Source organism: Pseudomonas sp. LG1D9, assembly GCF_002949995.1.
Lineage (GTDB): Bacteria > Pseudomonadota > Gammaproteobacteria > Pseudomonadales > Pseudomonadaceae > Aquipseudomonas > Aquipseudomonas proteolytica.
In genome coordinates, this window is record NZ_CP026881.1 from 766,629 (window position 1) to 786,194 (window position 19,566).

At 61.1% G+C, this 19,566-nt stretch carries 15 protein-coding genes; 8 read left to right on the top strand and 7 right to left on the bottom strand.

From position 1 onward, the window contains the following. Positions 1-3: 3 nt before the first annotated feature. Positions 4-1,254, bottom strand: coding sequence for a lipoprotein-releasing ABC transporter permease subunit (locus C5F71_RS03810; RefSeq protein ID WP_104910676.1), 1,251 nt, complete (start codon positions 1,252-1,254; stop codon positions 4-6). A gap of 94 nt (positions 1,255-1,348) precedes the next feature. Here C5F71_RS03810 and C5F71_RS03815 point away from each other — a divergent pair, with 94 nt between their 5' ends. Then, a complete protein-coding gene (locus tag C5F71_RS03815) occupies positions 1,349-1,933 on the top strand; it encodes a PilZ domain-containing protein (RefSeq protein WP_029300107.1) in 585 nt (194 codons plus the stop codon). A 42-nt stretch (positions 1,934-1,975) separates the two neighbouring features. Continuing rightward, positions 1,976-2,698 carry a glycerophosphodiester phosphodiesterase gene (locus tag C5F71_RS03820; RefSeq protein ID WP_029300106.1) on the top strand — a complete coding sequence of 241 codons (723 nt, stop codon included), beginning with the start codon at positions 1,976-1,978 and terminating at the stop codon, positions 2,696-2,698. Between the two features lie 42 nt (positions 2,699-2,740). Here C5F71_RS03820 and sthA read toward each other — a convergent pair whose 3' ends face one another. After that, complete coding sequence (gene sthA / locus C5F71_RS03825; protein WP_024074093.1) at positions 2,741-4,135, bottom strand: Si-specific NAD(P)(+) transhydrogenase; 1,395 nt, start codon at positions 4,133-4,135, stop codon at positions 2,741-2,743. Positions 4,136-4,325: 190 nt separating this feature from the next. Then, positions 4,326-5,339, bottom strand: a complete 1,014-nt coding sequence (locus tag C5F71_RS03830) for an FAD:protein FMN transferase (RefSeq protein WP_177410396.1) — start codon at positions 5,337-5,339, stop codon at positions 4,326-4,328. Positions 5,340-5,601: 262 nt separating this feature from the next. Between C5F71_RS03830 and C5F71_RS03835 the strand changes: the two genes are divergently transcribed. Then, the gene (locus tag C5F71_RS03835) at positions 5,602-6,900 is read left to right on the top strand and encodes an MFS transporter (RefSeq protein ID WP_104910677.1); all 1,299 of its coding nucleotides are present in this window, start codon (positions 5,602-5,604) and stop codon (positions 6,898-6,900) included. A 365-nt stretch (positions 6,901-7,265) separates the two neighbouring features. Here C5F71_RS03835 and C5F71_RS03840 read toward each other — a convergent pair whose 3' ends face one another. Beyond that, positions 7,266-8,729, bottom strand: a complete 1,464-nt coding sequence (locus tag C5F71_RS03840) for a glyceraldehyde-3-phosphate dehydrogenase (RefSeq protein ID WP_029300102.1) — start codon at positions 8,727-8,729, stop codon at positions 7,266-7,268. A 338-nt stretch (positions 8,730-9,067) separates the two neighbouring features. On the opposite strand from C5F71_RS03840, the gene mfd reads away from it, so the two are divergent. Genes mfd through C5F71_RS03855 form a run of 3 tightly spaced genes read left to right on the top strand, consistent with a single transcriptional unit; the run spans position 9,068 to position 15,800 of the window. Further along, on the top strand, positions 9,068-12,517 hold the full coding sequence (gene mfd, locus C5F71_RS03845; protein ID WP_029300101.1) for a transcription-repair coupling factor: 3,450 nt from the start codon (positions 9,068-9,070) through the stop codon (positions 12,515-12,517). Positions 12,518-12,527: 10 nt separating this feature from the next. Further along, positions 12,528-13,097 carry a CsiV family protein gene (locus tag C5F71_RS03850; protein WP_029300100.1) on the top strand — a complete coding sequence of 190 codons (570 nt, stop codon included), beginning with the start codon at positions 12,528-12,530 and terminating at the stop codon, positions 13,095-13,097. A 9-nt stretch (positions 13,098-13,106) separates the two neighbouring features. Beyond that, positions 13,107-15,800, top strand: a complete 2,694-nt coding sequence (locus C5F71_RS03855) for a DEAD/DEAH box helicase (protein WP_104910678.1) — start codon at positions 13,107-13,109, stop codon at positions 15,798-15,800. Between the two features lie 95 nt (positions 15,801-15,895). Here the strand turns inward: C5F71_RS03855 and nagZ are convergent, their stop codons facing one another. After that, a complete protein-coding gene (gene nagZ / locus C5F71_RS03860) occupies positions 15,896-16,894 on the bottom strand; it encodes a beta-N-acetylhexosaminidase (RefSeq protein ID WP_169851773.1) in 999 nt (332 codons plus the stop codon). 152 nt (positions 16,895-17,046) lie between these two features. Continuing rightward, on the bottom strand, positions 17,047-17,754 hold the full coding sequence (locus C5F71_RS03865; RefSeq protein ID WP_029300097.1) for a TetR/AcrR family transcriptional regulator: 708 nt from the start codon (positions 17,752-17,754) through the stop codon (positions 17,047-17,049). 263 nt (positions 17,755-18,017) lie between these two features. Here C5F71_RS03865 and lexA point away from each other — a divergent pair, with 263 nt between their 5' ends. Together lexA and sulA are read left to right on the top strand one after the other, a co-directional pair. Beyond that, positions 18,018-18,626 (top strand): transcriptional repressor LexA, encoded by a 609-nt coding sequence (gene lexA, locus C5F71_RS03870; protein ID WP_029300096.1) that lies wholly within the window; start codon positions 18,018-18,020, stop codon positions 18,624-18,626. A gap of 10 nt (positions 18,627-18,636) precedes the next feature. Then, entirely contained in the window at positions 18,637-19,116 is a 480-nt protein-coding gene (gene sulA / locus C5F71_RS03875) for an SOS-induced cell division inhibitor SulA (RefSeq protein ID WP_029300094.1), read from the top strand. A gap of 149 nt (positions 19,117-19,265) precedes the next feature. Here sulA and C5F71_RS03880 read toward each other — a convergent pair whose 3' ends face one another. After that, complete coding sequence (locus C5F71_RS03880; protein ID WP_029300092.1) at positions 19,266-19,499, bottom strand: hypothetical protein; 234 nt, start codon at positions 19,497-19,499, stop codon at positions 19,266-19,268. Positions 19,500-19,566 lie beyond the last annotated feature (67 nt).

Here is a 19,566-nt window from a genome sequence, read left to right on the forward strand (position 1 = left end):
GATTCACTCATAACGTAAAGCCTGCGCCGGCTGGGTACGTGCCGCGCGCCAGGCTGGATACAGGGTGGCAAGGAAACTCAGGACCAACGCGGCGCCGCCCACCATCAACACATCCTGGCTCTGCACCTGGGATGGCAAGTAGTCGATGAAATAGACGTCGGCGTTGAGAAACTTGTGGCCGATCAGGGTTTCGACACCGGCGATGGCGGCGCTGACGTTCAGCGCGGCGAAAATACCCACCAGCGTGCCGATCAAGGTGCCGACCACGCCAATCACCGTGCCCTGGACCATGAAGATCGCCATGATCTGCCCCGGCGTGGCGCCGAGGGTACGCAGGATGGCGATATCGCCCTTCTTGTCGTTCACCACCATCACCAGGGTGGAGATGATGTTGAAGGCGGCCACGGCGACAATCAGCAGCAGCAGCAGGCCGATCATGGCCTTTTCCATGCGGATCGCCTGGTACAGGTTGCCGTGGGTACGGGTCCAGTCGCGGGCGTAGTACTGGCTTTCACCCAGGTGCTGGGCGATTTCCCAGGCACCGCGCGGGGCCTCGAACAAGTCGTTGAATTTCAGGCGCAGGCCCTGCACTTGGTCCGGCTTCCAGCGATGCAGGCGGGCCAGGTCAGTGAGGTTGGTCAAGCCGAGGAAGCCGTCGATCTCGCCAGCACCCACATGAAAGATGCCAACCACGGTAAAGCGCTTCATGCGCGGGAACATACCCGCCGGAGTCACCGTGACTTCTGGGGCGACGAAGGTCAGTTTGTCACCGATGGCCACGCCCAGCTTGGCTGCTGCGCGGTCGCCAATGACGATGCCGAAGCTGCCAGGCGCCAGATCGTCAAGTTTGCCCTGCTGCATGAACTGATCAATGATCGAGACCTTGCGCTCCTGCGCCGGGTCGATGGCATTGAGCAGGACTTTCTGCACCTTGCCATCGTTGGTCAGCAGCCCCTGCATCTGGGTAAATGGCGCGACGGCCAGCACCTTGGGGTTCTGCTTGACCTTGTCGGCCAGGCTTTGCCAGTCGCCCAGGGGCTCACCGGACTCGATGGTCGCGTGGGGCACCATGCCCAGCACGCGGGTGCGCATCTCATGATCGAAGCCATTCATCACCGATAGCACCACGATCATCACGACCACGCCCAGGGCGAGTCCGATCATGGAAGTCAGGGAAATGAACGACACAAAATGATTGCGACGCTTTGCACGGGTATAACGCGTGCCGATAAATACGAAGAGAGGTCTGAACATGTCGGGGCTTGTTCGGAGGAAAAGAAGACGTCCCGGTGGCGGGGTCTGGTAAGCAGCTTTACACTCAGACCATTACCGTTACCTGGGGTTCGCCATGACGACATTAGATGAAGAAGATCGCCGCGAATACTACCGTATCGACGACATGATCGCACTCCAAATCAAAAGCCTGTCTGCCCCCCAAGCGGCGAGCAAGGAAGTGTTGCTGGATGATTCCCCACTGTTCAACCTGCTCAGTGAACTGCACCTGAGCGAATTCGAGTCCCAGCACCTGCTGCGCCAGCTCGGCGAGCGCGACCGCACACTCGCCGCCTTCCTCAAGGTGCAGAACAAACGCATGGATTTGCTCAGCCAGGTCATGGCGCAAAGCCTGCTGGGTGAGATCGGCGCACCGCAGCCGGTGATCATCTCCGAAGGCGGCATCGACTTCCAGCACCCCACGGTACTCGCGCCGGGCAGCCACCTGGCGGTCAAGCTGGTGCTGATGCCCCAGGCCCTTGGCCTGCTGCTAAGAGCCAAAGTCACCCATTGCGACCCAAAAGGCAGCGGCTTCGATGTGGGCACCGAGTTCGAATCCATGACCGACGCCCAGCGTCAGTTGCTGGCCCGCTACATACTGCAAAAGCAGGCCCAGGAACGGCGCCTGGCCCGGGAACAAAGCGACGGCCAAGACACCTGATCTCGTATCTATCCAGCCAGCACCTGGCGAAAAGGAGCAACTGTGACCCTGATTTATGGCCATCGCGGCGCCAAAGGCGAAGCACCGGAAAACACCCTGACCAGCTTCCAGCAATGCCTCAAGCACGGCGTGCGCCGTTGCGAACTGGACTTGCACCTGTCCATGGACGGCGAGTTGATGGTGATCCACGACCCGACCCTCAAGCGCACTGCCGACCGCCGCGGCAAGGTGGTGGAATACTCCGCAGCCGACCTGGTGAAGATGGACGCGCGCAAAGGCGGCCCGGGCTGGGTCACCCCCTGCCCGATCCCGCGCCTGGAAGAGCTGTTCGAAAAGTGCGATTTCGACCACTGGCAACTGGAAGTCAAAAGCGCTTCGCGCACCCGCGCCGCGACCACCGTGCTGGCGATTCGGGAAATGGCCCAGCGGTTTGGCCTGCTGGACAAGGTCACTGTGACCTCAAGCTCGCGGGAAGTGTTGAAGGCCGCATTGGACCTGACGCCGGACCTGTCCCGTGGACTGGTGGCCGAATATGCCTGGCTCGACCCGCTGAAGGTCGCGCAGAACTATGGCTGTGAGATTCTGGCGTTGAACTGGACGCTGTGCACCCCCGAGCGACTGGAAAAAGCCCAGCGCCAGGGCTTGCACGTGTCCGTGTGGACAGTCAACGAACCCGCGCTGATGCGCAGGCTCGCCGACTTCGGCGTAGATAGCCTGATTACAGACTTTCCCGGTTTGGCCACTGCCACTCTCGGGAATTACTGAAATCGGTCTCCCCGGCCGGCTCAGGCCACCGGCCGGAGCCGCTCAAAAAAGCCGGTTGAGGCCGTCGTACGCGGCGACCCGATAGGCTTCGGCCATGGTCGGGTAGTTGAACGTGGTGTTCACAAAATACTTCAAGGTATTTTGCTCACCCGGCTGGTTCATGATGGCCTGGCCGATGTGCACGATCTCCGAGGCCTGGTAGCCGAAGCAATGCACGCCGAGCACTTCCAGGGTCTCGCGGTGGAACAGGATCTTCAGCATGCCTTGCGGCTCGCCGGCGATCTGCGCACGCGCCATGCTCTTGAAGAACGCCTTGCCCACTTCGTAAGGCACCTTGGCCTTGGTCAGTTCGTGTTCATTCTTGCCGATGGAGCTGATCTCGGGAATCGTGTAGATCCCGGTCGGCACATCATTCACGTAGCGCCAGCTGCCATTGTCGACAATGCTGCCAGCGGCCGAACGGCCCTGGTCGTGGGCGGCACTGGCCAGGCTCGGCCAGCCGATCACGTCACCCGCACCGTAGATGTTGGTGACGCAGGTGCGATAGTTCTCATCCACCTCGATCTGGCCACGGCTGTTGACCTTGACCCCGATGTTTTCCATGCCCAGCTTGTCGGTGTTGCCGGTACGGCCGTTGCACCAGAGCAAGGCGTCGGCCTTGATCTTCTTGCCGGACTTGAGGTGCAGGATCACCCCGTTGTCCAGGCCTTCAACGCGGTCGTATTCCTCGTTGTGGCGCACGGTGATGTTGTTGTTGCTGAAGTGGTAGCTCAACGCCTGGGAGATTTCCGAGTCGAGGAAGCTCAGCAACTGGTCACGGTTATCCACCAGCTCCACCAGTACACCCAGGCCGCTGAAGATCGAGGCGTATTCACAGCCAATCACGCCGGCGCCATAGATGATCAGTTTGCGCGGGGTGTGGCCCAGGCTGAGGATGGTGTCGCTATCGTAGATACGCGGGTGGTGGAAATCGATATCCGCCGGGCGATACGGGCGCGAACCGGTGGCGATGATGATGTGCTTGGCCACCAGCTTCTCGACCACGCCATTGGCGCAGACCACTTCGACGGTTTGCTCGTCGGCGAAGCTACCGGTGCCGAAGAACAGGTCGACACGGTTACGGGCGTAGTAGCCGGTACGCGAGGCGACTTGCTTGGAAATGACTTTCTCGGCGCTTTTCAGTACGTCCGGGAACGAGAACCAGCGCGGCTCACCAATGGCCCGGAACATCGGGTTGGTGTTGAACTGCATGATCTGGCGCACCGAGTGACGCAAGGCCTTGGACGGGATGGTGCCCAGGTGGGTGCAGTTACCGCCGACCTGACGACGGCTATCGACCATCGCCACCTTGCGTCCTGCTTTGGCGGCATTCATCGCCGCACCTTCTCCAGCTGGGCCGGAACCCAGTACCACCACGTCGTAGTTGTAGACAGCCATGCGTACTCCTCAGAACAGGCCAGGGCGCACGGTTGGGCGCCTGGCTAAATCATGCCGCGGCCAGCGGTCATGAAGGATCAAATAGGCTCAGGTGTGTGAGCCGGGGCACAGTCTATATAAGGCTCAACGCCGCGCACATTAACCCTTGGTCGCGTCGTAGGCCAGTTTTGCCTTTACTACACAGTATTGATTACGGCTTGACCGCCGTCAGTTGTTCGAACGCTTTGTTGCTGCGTGTGACGAAAGCATCCCCCTCACGCATCACAAAAAATGCCGCGATTTGCTGTTTTTCTGCATAGTCCCAACCCTCTTCCGGCCCCAGCACCAACAGCAAGGTCGACAAACCATCGGCCATCAGCGCCGAAGGCTCCAGTACCGTGACCGACGCTAGGTGGTGGGTGATAGGTGCGCCGGTCCGGGCATCGAGGGTGTGGGAATAGCGGCGACCATCCTGCTGGAAATAATTGCGATAGTCACCTGAAGTAGACACGCCGAAACCGTCCACCGCGATAATCCGCTGCGCGACCTGCTGGTCATCACGGGGCTCCTCCAGGGCCACGCGCCAGGGCGTACCGTCGGGCTTGCGCCCGGCAGCCTTGAGCTCGCCGGTCACTTCAACCAGGTAGCGCTCAATACCCAACTGCCCCAGCCGCTCGGCAATCCGGTCCACCGTGTAGCCGGCGGCGATGCTGTTGAAGTCCACTTGCACCGCCGCATCCTTGCACAACTGGCCAGCGTCGACACGCAGGTGCTGATGGCCGACATGCTGGCGTGCCTGGGCCAATGCCATGGGGTCCGGGATCTTGACTTGCCGCGCCTGGGGGCCGAAGCCCCACAGGTTCAGCAGTGGCTCGACCGTCAGGTCAAACGCCCCGCCACTGGCCTGGGACAACTGCTCGCCAGTGCGCACCAAGTGCAGGATCGGCTCGGGCATCGGTTGGCACGTGTTGGCCGGCAGGTCATTGAAGCGCTCGATGTCGGAGTCGCTGCGATAGGTCGACATCTGCCGGTCAACCTCGGCAAGGATGCTCTCGACCTGCGGCTGGACCACCCCGGCCGCCGGCGTACCGGAGGTGCGCACGTATTTGATCGAATACGTGCTGCCCATGGTCGGGCCGCCAAACGCCTCCAGCACCTCACCGTTGCCACAGCCCGCCAAGATCGCCAGCAAAGCCCCCACCACTACGTATCGCAAACCGCCCATAGGCCACACACCCTTATCGCTACTGAAACTGAATGAAGCCGCACTCAAGCATATTTCCGGGGCGGGCCATTATGCGGCATGTCGTCGCCTGGCGAGGGTTGGCGCGCAACAAATAGCCAGCTTGCTAACGGTTTTTGTTGCTCGCAAACACGGATACACATATGGTTACAAAACTCTTTGGCGCCGCCGCGCGCCCGGATCCAGCAGCACGGACGAACAACGACCAGGGATTTCCAACAAGATAGCCAGTTGAGTAAATGACATGTCCAGCACCACGGGCAAAGGCAAGGCGATCTTTCGCGTTGTCAGCGGTAACTTCCTTGAAATGTTCGACTTCATGGTCTACGGCTTCTACGCCACGGCCATCGCCAAAACCTTCTTCCCTGCCGACAGCGCCTTTGCGTCCCTGATGTTATCCCTGGCGACCTTCGGTGCCGGGTTCTTGATGCGCCCGCTGGGGGCGATCTTCCTTGGCGCCTACATCGACCGCCACGGCCGTAAAAAGGGCCTGGTGATCACCCTGGCCATGATGGCCGCCGGTACCGTGCTGATCGCCTGCGTGCCCGGCTACGCCACCCTCGGGGTGGCTGCCCCGCTGATCGTGCTGTTTGGCCGGTTGCTGCAGGGCTTCTCCGCCGGCGTGGAACTGGGCGGGGTCTCGGTGTACCTGGCGGAAATCGCCACGCCGGGGCGCAAGGGCTTCTTCGTCAGTTGGCAGTCCGCCAGCCAACAAGCTGCGGTGATATTCGCCGGCCTGTTGGGCGTGGGCCTGAATCACTGGCTGAGCCCAGAGGAAATGGGGGAATGGGGCTGGCGCGTACCGTTCCTGATCGGCTGTCTGATCGTGCCGGTGATCTTCGTGATTCGCCGCTCCCTGGAAGAAACCCCGGAATTCCAGGCACGTAAACACCGCCCTACCCTGCAGGAAATCATCCGCTCGATTGGCCAGAACTTCGGCATCGTTGTGGCAGGCATGGCGCTGGTGGTGATGACCACCGTGTCGTTCTACCTGATCACCGCCTATACACCGACCTTCGGCAAGGCCGAGTTGCACCTGTCAGACCTGGATGCGTTGCTGGTCACCGTGTGCGTGGGTATTTCCAACTTTATCTGGCTGCCGGTGATGGGCGCGGTGTCCGACAAGATCGGCCGTAAGCCGTTGCTGCTCGGTGCGACGATCCTGGCGATTCTTACGGCCTACCCGGCGCTGTCGTGGCTGGTGGTCAACCCGAGTTTCAGTCACCTGCTGATCGTGCTGTTGTGGCTGTCGTTCCTGTATGGCTCATACAACGGCGCCATGGTGGTGGCGCTGACCGAGATCATGCCGGTGCAGGTCCGCACCACCGGTTTCTCCCTGGCCTACAGCCTGGCGACCGCGACCTTTGGCGGCTTTACTCCAGCGGCCTGTACCTACCTGATCCATGTGCTGGATAACAAGGCCGCGCCGGGGATCTGGCTCAGCGGGGCAGCGGTGCTGGGGTTGATTGCGACCTTGGTGCTGTTCAAGGGTAACCGGCATGAACTGCGTACGGCGCAGGCTTCGGTGGTCGGTGGGGCCTGACAGATCGCTATCGCGGGCAAGCCCGCGATGAGCAGAGGTATCTACACAACTTTGCCGCAACGCCTAAATCTAGGCAGATAGCGCAGTTGTGGCGAGCGGGCTTGCCCCGCGCTGGGCTGCGAAGCAGCCCCAATAAGCCGAATGCGTTGTACCAGATACACCGCAGCGGCTGGTTTTAGGGCTGCTTCGCACCCCAGCACGGGCGATGCGGCGTTCCGACAAGCCCGCTCGCCACAGCGAAGTTCGTCAGTTTCTGAAAGTTGTGTAGATACCTATGCCGCGATGAGGCCTTAAACCCCAACACAAAACCCCCAGGCATAAAAAAGCCCCGAACCAGTCGGGGCTTTTTCATTTAGCGCTGATGCTTAGCGCGGGAACGCAGGCGGGTTGACCCCGGCCATGTCTTCCATCACACGCACCACCTGGCAGCTGTAACCGAACTCGTTGTCGTACCAAACGTACAGTACAACGCGGTTATCCTGGGTGATGGTCGCTTCAGCATCCACCACACCGGCGTGGCGCGAGCCAACGAAGTCGGTGGACACCACTTCCTGGGAATTGACGAAGTCGATTTGCTTATGCAGATCGGAGTGCAGCGCCATGTAGCGCAGGTACTCGTTCATCTCTTCACGGGTGGCGGCTTTCTCAAGGTTGAGGTTGAGAATGGCCATCGACACGTTCGGCGTGGGTACGCGGATCGCGTTACCGGTCAGCTTGCCGGCCAGCTCAGGCAGGGCCTTGGCAGCAGCGGTGGCCGCACCGGTCTCGGTGATGACCATGTTCAGCGCGGCGCTACGGCCACGGCGATCGCCCTTGTGGAAGTTGTCGATCAGGTTCTGGTCGTTGGTGTACGAGTGAACGGTTTCGACGTGACCGTTGATGATGCCGAACTTGTCATTCACAGCCTTGAGCACCGGCACGATGGCGTTGGTGGTGCAGGAAGCGGCGGACACGATCTTGTCGTCAGCGGTGATTTCGTTGTGGTTGATACCGTGAACGATGTTCTTCAGCTTGCCCTTGCCAGGCGCGGTCAACACAACGCGATCGACACCCGGGCAGGCCAGGTGCTGGCCCAGGCCGTCGGCATCACGCCATACACCGGTGTTGTCCACCAGCAATGCGTTCTGGATGCCGTACTGGGTGTAATCTACCTCGGTCGGGTTCTTCGCGTAGATCACCTGGATCAGGTTACCGTTGGCGGTGATGGTGTTGTTTTCTTCGTCGATGGTGATGGTGCCATTGAACGAACCGTGTACCGAGTCGCGGCGCAAGAGGCTGGCGCGCTTGGTCAGGTCATTCTCGGCGCCTTTGCGCACAACAATGGCCCGCAGGCGCAGGCCGTCGCCACCGCCGGTTTTTTCGATGAGGATGCGTGCCAACAGGCGGCCGATACGACCGAAGCCGTAGAGCACAACGTCAGTGCCTTTACGGGCGGCGGCGTTCTGCTGGCCAACGACTTCGGCCAGCTCTTCACGCACGAACTGCTCGGCGCTGCGGCCATTGCCTTGGGCGCGGAATTTGAACGCCAACTTGCCCAGGTCTACGGAGGCCGCGCCGAGCTTGAGCTCGCTCATGGCTTTAAGCAGAGGGAATGTTTCGTGGACGGAGAGTTCGCTATCGTCGGCAGAACGATGGCGAGCAAAGCGATGAGCCTTGAGAATCGCGATGACTGATTGGTTGATCAGGCTGCGGCCATAGATCGAGCTCACCACATTGTTATTGCGGTACAGCTGACCGATAAGCGGGATCATCGCTTCTGCGAGTGCTTCACGGTCGATCCATTCACCAAGACACTGGTCGGGCTTCTGAGTCACGGGAACCTTCCACATGTAGGGGCTGAAAAAAGGGGCTACATTATGCCGCCCGACCGCCCCTGGAGCAATGCGCGCCACGCAACAAAAGCCCTTGCAAATAATTTTCACCGCGCTACAAGCCAGTAAATACGCGGCTTCCAGCGTACCCCTCGGAGAAAGACCTGGGCGTCTTGTCCGTAACCCTCCGAAACATACGTGCATTTTGGCACTACATATTGAGTCAAAACGGCACATTGTTTGTCTTAGCCACTACATTTCCTACAAACCGTAATAGGCACAGTCAGCAACTGACAGGCGGCACTCCAGGCCGTTACAATTACCGACTTTGTCGCAACGCTGGAGCTCAACCTTCCGTGCCCGTCCTGCGTCTACCGCTACTCCCTGCCGAGGCAGGTAAACAGCATTGGGGCAATTTGCCCGGTGCCGCCCTGAGCCTGGCCATTGCCGAGGCTGCCAGTGCAGCCAAACGCTTTACCCTGCTGCTGACCGCCGACAGCCAAAGTGCCGAACGGCTGGAGCAGGAGCTGAGCTTCTTCGCCCCCGATTTGCCGGTGCTGCATTTCCCGGACTGGGAGACCCTGCCCTACGACTTGTTCTCGCCGCACCAGGACATCATTTCCCAGCGCATCGCCAGCCTGTACCGCTTGCCGGAACTGGCCCACGGTGTGCTGGTGGTGCCGATCACCACGGCCCTGCACCGCCTGGCGCCGACCAAGTTTCTGCTGGGCAGCAGCCTGGTGTTGGATATCGGCCAGAAGCTCGATGTAGAGCAGATGCGCACCCGTCTTGAAGCCAGCGGCTATCGCTGCGTCGATACGGTGTACGAGCATGGTGAGTTCGCCGTGCGCGGCGCGCTGATCGACCTGTTCCCGATGGGCAGCAAACTGCCCTACCGCATCGACCTGTTCGACGACGAAATCGAGACCCTGCGCACCTTCGACCCGGAAAACCAGCGGTCCATCGACAAGGTGCAATCGATCAAGCTGCTGCCGGCCCGGGAATTCCCCCTGCAAAAAGACGCGGTCACACGCTTCAAGGCGCGCTTTCGCGAACGCTTCGACGTGGACTTCCGCCGCTGCCCGATCTTCCAGGACCTGAGCAGCGGGATTACTCCCGCCGGTATCGAGTACTACCTGCCGCTGTTCTTCGATGAAACCTCGACCCTGTTCGATTACCTGCCCCAGGACACCCAGGTGTTCTCGCTGCCCGGCATCGAACAGGCGGCGGAAAACTTCTGGAACGACGTACGCAACCGTTACGAAGAGCGCCGCGTCGATCCCTCCCGGCCTTTATTGCCGCCTGCCGAGCTGTTCCTGCCGGTGGAAGACTGCTTTGCCCGCCTGAAGAACTGGCCGCGCGTGGTCGCCAGCCAGCAGGATGTAGAAGCCGGTGTCGGTCGCGAACGCTTCCCGGCCCAAACCCTGCCGAACCTGGCCATCGAAGCCAAGGCCACCCAGCCGCTGCAAGCATTGTCCGACTTCCTTGGCGATTTCCCGGGCCGCGTGCTGTTTACCGCCGAATCCGCCGGGCGCCGCGAAGTGCTGCTGGAGTTGCTGGAACGCCTGAAGCTGCGGCCAAAAACCGTCGACAGCTGGCCGGACTTCGTGGCCGGCAAGGACCGCCTGGCGATCACCATTGCCCCGCTCAACGAAGGCTTGCAACTGGATGATCCGGCCCTGGCGCTGATTGCCGAGAGCCCGCTGTTCGGCCAACGCGTGATGCAGCGCCGGCGCCGGGAAAAACGCGCCGACGCCAATAACGATGCGGTCATCAAGAACCTCACCGAGCTGCGCGAAGGCGCACCGGTGGTGCATATCGACCACGGTGTGGGGCGCTACCTGGGCCTGCAGACCCTGGAGATCGACAACCAGGCCGCCGAATTCCTCACCATGGAATACGCCGAGGGCGCCAAGCTCTACGTCCCGGTGGCCAACCTGCACCTGATCGCGCGCTACACCGGTAGTGACGACGCCCTCGCGCCGTTGCACCGCCTGGGCTCCGAGACCTGGCAGAAAGCCAAGCGCAAGGCCGCCGAACAGGTGCGCGACGTGGCCGCCGAACTGCTGGACATCTATGCCCGCCGCGCGGCCCGCGAAGGTTATGCGTTCGCCGACCCGAAGGCCGACTACGCCACCTTCAGCGCCGGCTTCGCCTTCGAAGAAACCCCGGACCAGCAAACCACCATCGACGCCGTGCGCGCCGACATGCTCGCGCCCAAGCCCATGGACCGCCTGGTCTGCGGCGATGTGGGCTTCGGCAAGACTGAAGTGGCGATGCGTGCCGCGTTTATCGCAGTGCATGGTGGCCGCCAGGTGGCGATCCTGGTGCCCACCACCCTGCTCGCCCAGCAGCACTACAACAGCTTCCGCGACCGCTTCGCCGATTGGCCGGTGACTGTGGAAGTAATGAGCCGCTTCAAGTCGGCCAAGGAAGTGAATGCCGCTGTCGCCGATCTGGCCGAAGGCAAGATCGATATCGTCATCGGCACCCACAAACTGCTGTCGGACGACGTGAAGATCAAGAACCTGGGCCTGGTGATCATCGACGAGGAGCACCGCTTTGGCGTGCGCCAGAAGGAGCAACTCAAGGCCCTGCGCAGCGAGGTCGATATCCTCACCCTGACTGCCACACCGATCCCGCGCACGCTGAACATGGCGGTGTCGGGCATGCGCGACCTGTCGATCATCGCCACGCCGCCAGCGCGGCGCTTGTCGGTGCGCACGTTCGTCATGGAGCAGAACAACAGCACGATCAAGGAAGCCCTGCTGCGCGAATTGCTGCGCGGCGGCCAGGTCTATTACCTGCACAACGACGTAAAAACCATCGAGAAATGCGCCGCCGACCTCGCCGAACTGGTGCCGGAAGCGCGGATCGGCATCGGCCACGGGCAGATGCGCGAGCGCGAACTCGAACAGGTGATGAGCGACTTCTACCACAAGCGCTTCAACGTGCTGATCGCCTCGACCATTATCGAGACCGGTATCGACGTGCCAAGCGCCAACACCATCATTATCGAGCGCGCGGACAAGTTCGGCCTGGCACAACTGCACCAGTTGCGTGGTCGGGTCGGCCGCAGTCACCACCAGGCCTATGCCTACCTGCTGACGCCACCGCGCCAGCAAATCACTGGCGACGCCGAAAAACGCCTGGAGGCCATCGCCAACACCCAGGACCTGGGCGCGGGCTTTGTGCTGGCCACCAACGACCTGGAAATCCGTGGTGCCGGCGAACTGCTGGGCGACGGCCAGAGCGGGCAGATCCAGGCGGTGGGCTTCACCCTCTATATGGAGATGCTCGAGCGCGCGGTGAAGGCCATCCGCAAAGGCGAACAACCGAACCTCGACCAGCCACTGGGCGGCGGCCCGGAAATCAACCTGCGCCTGCCGGCGTTGATTCCCGAGGACTACCTGCCGGATGTGCATGCGCGGCTGATCCTGTACAAGCGCATCGCCTCGGCCACCGACGAAGAAGGCCTCAAGGACCTGCAAGTGGAGATGATCGACCGCTTCGGCCTGCTGCCGGAACCGACCAAGAACCTGGTACGCCTGACCCTGCTCAAATTGCAGGCCGAGCAACTGGGGATCAAGAAGGTCGATGCGGGTCCTCAGGGTGGGCGTATCGAATTCGAAGCGCAGACGCCGGTGGACCCGTTGGTGTTGATCAAGTTGATCCAGGGCCAGCCCAACCGCTACAAATTCGAAGGCGCCACGTTATTCAAGTTCATGGTACCGATGGAACGTGCAGAAGAGCGCTTTAATACATTGGAGGCGCTGTTTGAGCGCCTCATCCCCAAATCTGCTTGAAGGACGCCCCATGCGCCTGCTTCGTATCCTGAGCCTGTTGTTGGTGGTAGTCGCACCTTCGGCGTTTGCTGACAGCCTCTACCAGGTGGAAATGATCCTGATCCGCCAGAATGCGGAACCGGTCATCAACAGCCGGCCGGCCCCGGAAAACTGGGATGCCGGCGCTCCACGCCAGGGGATCGAGAAAATCAGCCCGCCGCGCCTGACCAACATCGTCGAAAAACTCCAGGCCAATGGCGATTACACCGTGCTGCTGCACAAAGCCTGGGAGCAGAACCTGGGCGAACAGCCCGTGAAGGTGAAAATCACCGACGGCCAGGAACAGTTCGGCCAGTTCCCCATCCAGGGCACCCTGGACCTGCAGTTGGGGCGCTTTACCCGGATTGATGCGAGCTTCTGGCTCAACCAATTCGACAACCACGGCAGCGTGATTGCCAGTGAGCACCTGAGCCAGCCGGACGTGCGCACCAAGAACAACCAGCTCAACTACCTGGACGGCGGCCACCTGGCCCTGCTGATCAAGATCACCTCCCTCACGGCCAAGCCACCGAGCGCACCACCGCCCGGCCTGGCGGACTGATCCAGCGCCATGCCCCTGCCGTCGTCGCTGACCAAACCCCTGGCGCCTTCCTGGGCTAACCGCTTCAAGGAGCAAAGCCTGGAGCGCGGCCGGCGCTACGCCCTGGAAAACCGCGTGCGCATCGTCGAGTCGGGCGACAGCACCATCATCGCCAGTTGCGAAGGCTCAGGCGGTAATGTCTACCGCCAGACCATCGCCCTGCGCGAGTCGGCCAAGGGCACCTTGATCCTGGTGGACAGCCGCTGCACCTGCCCCGTGCATACCAACTGCAAACACATTGCCGCAGTGCTGCTGCAGGTCCAGGAAACCCTGGCCTATCCGGCAGCGGCCAAGGATGCCGAGCTGCTGGAAAAGCTCCAGGCCGTGCTCGACAACCGCGTGGTGCTGCCTCAAGTGGTGCTCGAGGATGTGCAGCCCATTCCCCGGCTGTGGCTGGCCAGCATCGAGTTCAGCGCCTTTGAGCCGCGCAACGGCAAGATGCAGCGCTATATCCAGCACCGCGCGGCGCTGTCGTTCAATTACCAGGGCAACTACGTCAGCGGCCAGAAAAACGCCGATATCATTGTGCGCCAGGAAACCCAGAGCCTGCGGATCAAGCGCCACCCCGAGGTCGAGCAAGGTTTTCGCGAACACCTGCGCTTGCTGGGTTTCAAGATCGCCACGCGCCAGAGCAAGGCCTTGCCGGAAAGCGCCGGCGAGCTGTTTGAGATGGTCAACGACAGTGCCTGGCTGAACTTCACCCTCAACGCCTCGCCGAGCCTGCGTGCGGAGGGCTGGGAGCTGCAGATCGATGAAGATTTCGGCTTCGACCTGAGCCCCGTCGACGACTGGTACGCCAGCGTCGATGAAGTACCGGAGCGCGACTGGTTCGACCTGGAGCTGGGAATTATCGTCAATGGTGAGCGGTTGAGCCTGCTGCCGATCCTGTTGAACCTGATGCGCTCCCACACCGAAATCCTCAACCCGGAAAAACTCGCGCGCCGCCGCGACGACGAACTGATCCTGGTGAACATCCCCGGCCTGCCCAATGGCGGCCACGGCCCGCTGCAAGTGGCGCTGCCCTATGGCCGGCTCAAACCGGTGCTGGCCACCCTCGGCGAGTTCTACCTGCAAGAGCCCGGCAGCACCGCCTTACGCCTGGCCAAGGCCGACGCCATTCGCCTCAACCCGCTGGAAGACCTGCCCCTGCAATGGGAAGGCGGCGAACAGATCCGCAACTTTGCCCAGCGCCTGCGCGATATCAAGGACTTCACCTGCACAGCACCCGAGGGCCTGAACGCGACCTTGCGCCCCTACCAGCTCGAAGGCCTGAGCTGGATGCAGTCCCTGCGCCAACTGGAAGTGGGCGGGATTCTTGCGGACGACATGGGCCTGGGCAAAACCCTGCAGACCCTGGCGCATATTCTCAGCGAAAAAATCGCCGGGCGCCTGGACCGGCCGTGCATGGTCGTGATGCCCACCAGCCTGATCCCCAACTGGCTCGACGAAGCGGCGCACTTCACCCCGCAACTCAAGGTGCTGGCGCTGTATGGAGCCGCACGCAAGAAGCACTTCGCACACCTGCAGGATTATGACCTGCTGCTGACCACCTATGCCCTGCTGCCCAAGGACATTGAGCAACTGGCCGCGCAGCCGCTGCATGTGCTGATCCTCGATGAAGCCCAATACATCAAGAACCCCACCAGTAAGGCCGCCCAGGCCGCCCGCGAGCTGAATGCCCGACAGCGCCTGTGCCTGAGCGGCACACCGCTGGAAAATCACCTGGGCGAGCTGTGGTCGCTGTTCCACTTCCTGCTGCCGGGTTGGCTGGGGGATGTTAAGAGCTTCAACCGTGATTACCGCGTGCCCATCGAAAAACGCGGCAGCGACGTGCGATTGCAGCACCTCAACGGTCGGATCAAACCGTTCTTGCTGCGCCGCACCAAGGAACAGGTGGCCACTGAGTTGCCGCCCAAGACCGAGATCATCCATTGGGTCGATCTCAATGAAGCGCAGCGCGACGTGTACGAAACCATGCGCCTGGCCATGGACAAGAAGGTGCGCGACGAAATCACCCGCAAGGGCGTGGCCCGCAGCCAGATCATCATTCTTGAAGCGCTGCTCAAGCTGCGCCAGGTCTGTTGCGACCTGCGCCTGGTCAACGATGCAACCCTGCCAGCGCGCGGCAGCAGCTCCGGCAAGCTCGACAGCCTGATGGAGATGCTCGACGAGCTATTTGCCGAAGGGCGCAGGATCCTGCTGTTTTCCCAGTTCACCTCAATGCTCAGCCTGATTGAGATCGAGCTGAAAAAACGCGGTGTCGCCTATGCCTTGCTGACCGGCCAGACCCGCGATCGGCGCACGCCGGTGAAGGATTTCCAGAGCGGCAAGTTGCAGATCTTCCTCATCAGCCTCAAGGCTGGTGGCGTCGGGCTTAACCTGACCGAAGCCGACACCGTGATCCACTACGACCCGTGGTGGAACCCGGCCACGGAAAACCAGGCCACCGACCGTGCGTATCGCATCGGCCAGGAGAAGCCGGTGTTTGTGTACAAGATGATTGCGCGCGGCACTGTGGAAGAGAAGATCCAGGCGTTGCAGCAAGAGAAGTCAGACTTGGCGGCGGGCGTGCTGGATGGTCGCACCACTGGCGACTGGAAGTTGGGCAACGAAGATATCGAGGCGCTATTTGCGCCGTTGCCCAATAAGCAAGAGAAGCGTTGACTGCCAGGTCGCTATCGCAGGCAAGCCACACATATTGATCTGTGAATACATTCAAGTGTGGGAGCTGGCTTGCCTGCGATAGGCGCACCTCAATCTCATTCGATCAACTGAGCATCCCGAAGCGCACCGAGCGCCGCCAACCAACGCGGGTCTTGCTTATAGTCAGTCGAGGCAATCGCCTGCCCACGCATCCGGGCAATCCGCGCCGACGGCGTGACCTTCATGCGCTGGGCGGCACTCAGGGCCAACTCGGCGGCCGCACGGTCATTGCACACCAGCCCCATATCGCAACCCGCGCTCAAGGCCGCCTCGATACGGCTCGCCGCATCCCCCACCACATGGGCACCGGCCATGGACAGGTCATCACTGAAAATCACCCCATCGAACTGCAACTCACCGCGCAGGATGTCTTGCAACCAACGGCGCGAAAAGCCGGCCGGCTGGTTATCCACCTGAGGGTAAATGACATGGGCCGGCATGACGGCGGCCAATTGCTTGCTCAAGCGCGCGAACGGCACCAGATCATGGCTGCGAAGCTGCTCCAGGCTGCGTTCATCCACGGGAATGGCGACGTGGGAATCAGCCTCGGCCCAACCATGACCCGGAAAGTGCTTGCCGGTGGCGGCCATACCGGCGCTGTTCATGCCTCGGATAAAGGCGCCGGCCAACAACGCGGCACGCTCGGGATCACCTTCGAACGCACGTGTACCTACGACGGCGCTGCGCTGGTAATCGAGGTCCAGCACCGGGGCGAAGCTCAGGTCCAGGCCAACGGCCAACACTTCCGTGGCCATAACCCAGCCACACTGCTCGGCCAGGTATTCGGCATTGGGATTATCTGCCAGGGCACGCATGGCCGGCAGGCGGACAAACCCCTGGCGCAGGCGCTGGACACGGCCGCCTTCCTGGTCGACAGCCAGCAACAGGTCCGGGCGCACCGCGCGAATGGCAGCGCTCAATTCCCGCACCTGGCGCGGATGTTCGATGTTGCGCGCAAAAATGATCAGGCCGCCCACTTCAGGCTGGCGCAACAAGTGGCGATCCTCAGCCGTCAGCCAGGTGCCGGCGACGTCCACCATCAAAGAGCCTTGCAGGGCAGCAGTCATAAATTTTCCTTGAATGACGCGCGCACTCCACCGCCTCGCCAGGTCAAGCCTGGCAAGGCGGTGGAGTGCGGGTAAATATTTGAAATCGGCATGGGCGGCTAGCTTAGCGGATGCAAGCGGTGGCGCCCAGACGCCAGTGGTTAAACCTTGGCAGCCACCGGGGCGGACTTGCTGCGCGGGCGCAACTGGGCGGCCGCCATGGCCGGGTCGGTGACACCGCTTTCGGCGCGCATGCCGGCGGCCAGGAATGGCACCATCAAGCGCATGACCTGTTCGATGGAGGTGTTGACCCCGAAATCCGTCTCGGCGATGGCGCGCAAGGCCTTGATCCCGGACATGCTGAACGCTGCGGCGCCGAGCATGAAGTGCACGCGCCAGAACAATTCGATAGGAGGAATGCGCGGGGCCGCCTCATTCACCAACAACATGTAGCGACGGAATACCTTGCCATACATGTCTTCGAGATAACGCCGCAAGTGGCCTTGGCTCTGACTGAAAGCCAGGCCCAGCAGACGCATGAAGATCGACAGGTCGTTGCCACTGCGTGGCTGTACCACCAGCGCCTGCTCGACGAGGATTTCCAGCAGCTCTTCCAGGCTCGGCTTGTTGTCGGGCTTGGTCTGGCGCCGCTCCAGCTCACGGTCGAGACTGACGCAGAACGGTCCCAGGAAACGTGAGAATACTGCCTGGATCAGGGCTTTCTTCGAGCCGAAATGATAGTTCACTGCCGCCAGGTTGACCCCAGCCTTGCTGGTGATCAGCCGCAATGAAGTTTCAGCAAATCCTTTTTCCGCGAACAACTGCTCGGCAGCATCGAGAATGCGTTCAACGGTTTCCGACTGGGCCATGGCTACTCCGCCTGACAAACACTTGTTTGAAACATACGTTTCACCTTGTGCAATGTCAAGCCTGCAGGTCCGTTTTCCGGCCGGGCAGTCACCCGATTCGCACCTATTTAATCACATCTTCAACAGCCTGTAGGCAGCGCTATCTCCAGGCTTGGCAAGGACCGACGGATGACCGTCCGGCGGAGTCGGCAAAAACGATGATTGCCAAGCGCAGTTCACTGTATATAATCCCAGTCACTGTATAAAAAGACAGAGCGATCAACATGCTAAAACTGACGCCACGCCAAGCTGAGATTCTCGCTTTTATCAAGCGCTGCCTCGACGACAACGGCTATCCGCCGACCCGGGCGGAAATCGCCCTGGAGCTGGGGTTCAAATCCCCCAACGCTGCTGAAGAACACCTGAAGGCCCTTGCCCGCAAGGGTGCGATCGAAATGACTCCAGGTGCATCCCGTGGCATTCGTATCCCTGGCTTCGAAGCCAAGGCTGACGAATCGACGCTGCCGATCATCGGCCGGGTCGCTGCCGGTGCGCCGATTCTTGCACAGCAGCACGTCGAAGAGTCCTGCAATATCAACCCGACTTTCTTCCATCCTCGCGCCGACTACCTGCTGCGGGTCCATGGCATGAGCATGAAGGACGTGGGCATCTTCGACGGCGACCTGCTGGCCGTCCATACCACCCGTGAAGCACGCAACGGTCAGATCGTCGTGGCGCGTATTGGCGACGAAGTGACGGTCAAGCGCTTCAAACGCGAGGGCAGCAAAGTCTGGCTGCTGGCGGAAAACCCTGAGTTTTCACCGATTGAAGTCAACCTGAAGGATCAGGACCTGGTGATCGAAGGCTTGAGTGTCGGCGTTATTCGCCGCTAACGGAGGCATCATGCAGTTCCCACACGCGCAACAACATACACAACTGCCGCTGTTTGAGGCCTTCTTGGCCCAGCCACTTGCACCGATCCTCAACGAGGTGGTGGAGTCCCCATGGACCGCCCCCGCCGAACCAGAGGTATTCAGTGAATTGTCGTTGCGCGGCGCTGCCGGGAACTGCCTGAGCCTGCTGGCCCCCATTCTTCGCAACCTGAGCGAAGAACAGGATGCCCGCTGGCTGACCCTGATCGCCCCGCCCTCCAGCCTGACCCAGGCCTGGTTGCGGGATGCGGGCCTGAACCGCGAGCGTATCCTGCTGCTGCAACCACGCGGCACCCAGAGTGCCCAGCAACTGACCTGCGAAGCGTTGCGCCTGGGGCGTAGCCATACGGTCGTCAGTTGGCTGAATCCGCTGGGCGCTTCGGCCAAGCAGCAGTTGATCAGCGCAGCGCGCACAGGCGATGCACAAAGCTTGAATATTCGTTTGGGATAAGCCCGAGCCTGACGCGCAACGCGTTATCGGGAATGCTACAGGTCGTCCGATTGCAGCCTGACGTCAAGTCAGTGCCTGCGATGGACGCAAGGCTTCTACAGAACTGAGAAGCCGATTGTTAGTTTGAATCTTGAAATCGACAAACGGACTCAGTGAAGAATTCGCGGACCGTCGTCTTTCTCTGGTTCGCCTTCAGCCAGGCGCCCCGCCATCTGCACGCCCACGCTCAACATGGCTTTTGCCACTTCCACGTGCTGGCCTTGCAGGAATGCCTTGGCATCCTCGGAAAAGTCCAAAGTCACCAGAGAACCCTCGTCCTCGGCCCTACGCAGCTCAATTCGGCCGTCGGGCAATTCAACAATTTCCAGAAAGGACGTTGGCATAAAAATCTGTTCTCCACGAAAGGCCGGCATTATATCAGTCATCAACGCGGCCTCGCTCAGGATCTGA

Excerpts from the sequence above, each read along its gene's own strand:
- C5F71_RS03865 (WP_029300097.1), bottom strand. The coding sequence starts at position 17,754 with ATGGCCCAGTCGGAAACCGTTGAACGCATTCTCGATGCTGCCGAGCAG.
- C5F71_RS03815 (WP_029300107.1), top strand. The coding sequence starts at position 1,349 with ATGACGACATTAGATGAAGAAGATCGCCGCGAATACTACCGTATCGAC.
- C5F71_RS03830 (WP_177410396.1), bottom strand. The coding sequence starts at position 5,339 with ATGGGCGGTTTGCGATACGTAGTGGTGGGGGCTTTGCTGGCGATCTTG.
- C5F71_RS03840 (WP_029300102.1), bottom strand. The coding sequence starts at position 8,729 with ATGTGGAAGGTTCCCGTGACTCAGAAGCCCGACCAGTGTCTTGGTGAA.
- C5F71_RS03810 (WP_104910676.1), bottom strand. The coding sequence starts at position 1,254 with ATGTTCAGACCTCTCTTCGTATTTATCGGCACGCGTTATACCCGTGCA.
- sulA (WP_029300094.1), top strand. The coding sequence starts at position 18,637 with ATGCAGTTCCCACACGCGCAACAACATACACAACTGCCGCTGTTTGAG.
- C5F71_RS03850 (WP_029300100.1), top strand. The coding sequence starts at position 12,528 with ATGCGCCTGCTTCGTATCCTGAGCCTGTTGTTGGTGGTAGTCGCACCT.
- sthA (WP_024074093.1), bottom strand. The coding sequence starts at position 4,135 with ATGGCTGTCTACAACTACGACGTGGTGGTACTGGGTTCCGGCCCAGCT.
- lexA (WP_029300096.1), top strand. The coding sequence starts at position 18,018 with ATGCTAAAACTGACGCCACGCCAAGCTGAGATTCTCGCTTTTATCAAG.
- C5F71_RS03880 (WP_029300092.1), bottom strand. The coding sequence starts at position 19,499 with ATGCCAACGTCCTTTCTGGAAATTGTTGAATTGCCCGACGGCCGAATT.
- C5F71_RS03855 (WP_104910678.1), top strand. The coding sequence starts at position 13,107 with ATGCCCCTGCCGTCGTCGCTGACCAAACCCCTGGCGCCTTCCTGGGCT.
- C5F71_RS03835 (WP_104910677.1), top strand. The coding sequence starts at position 5,602 with ATGTCCAGCACCACGGGCAAAGGCAAGGCGATCTTTCGCGTTGTCAGC.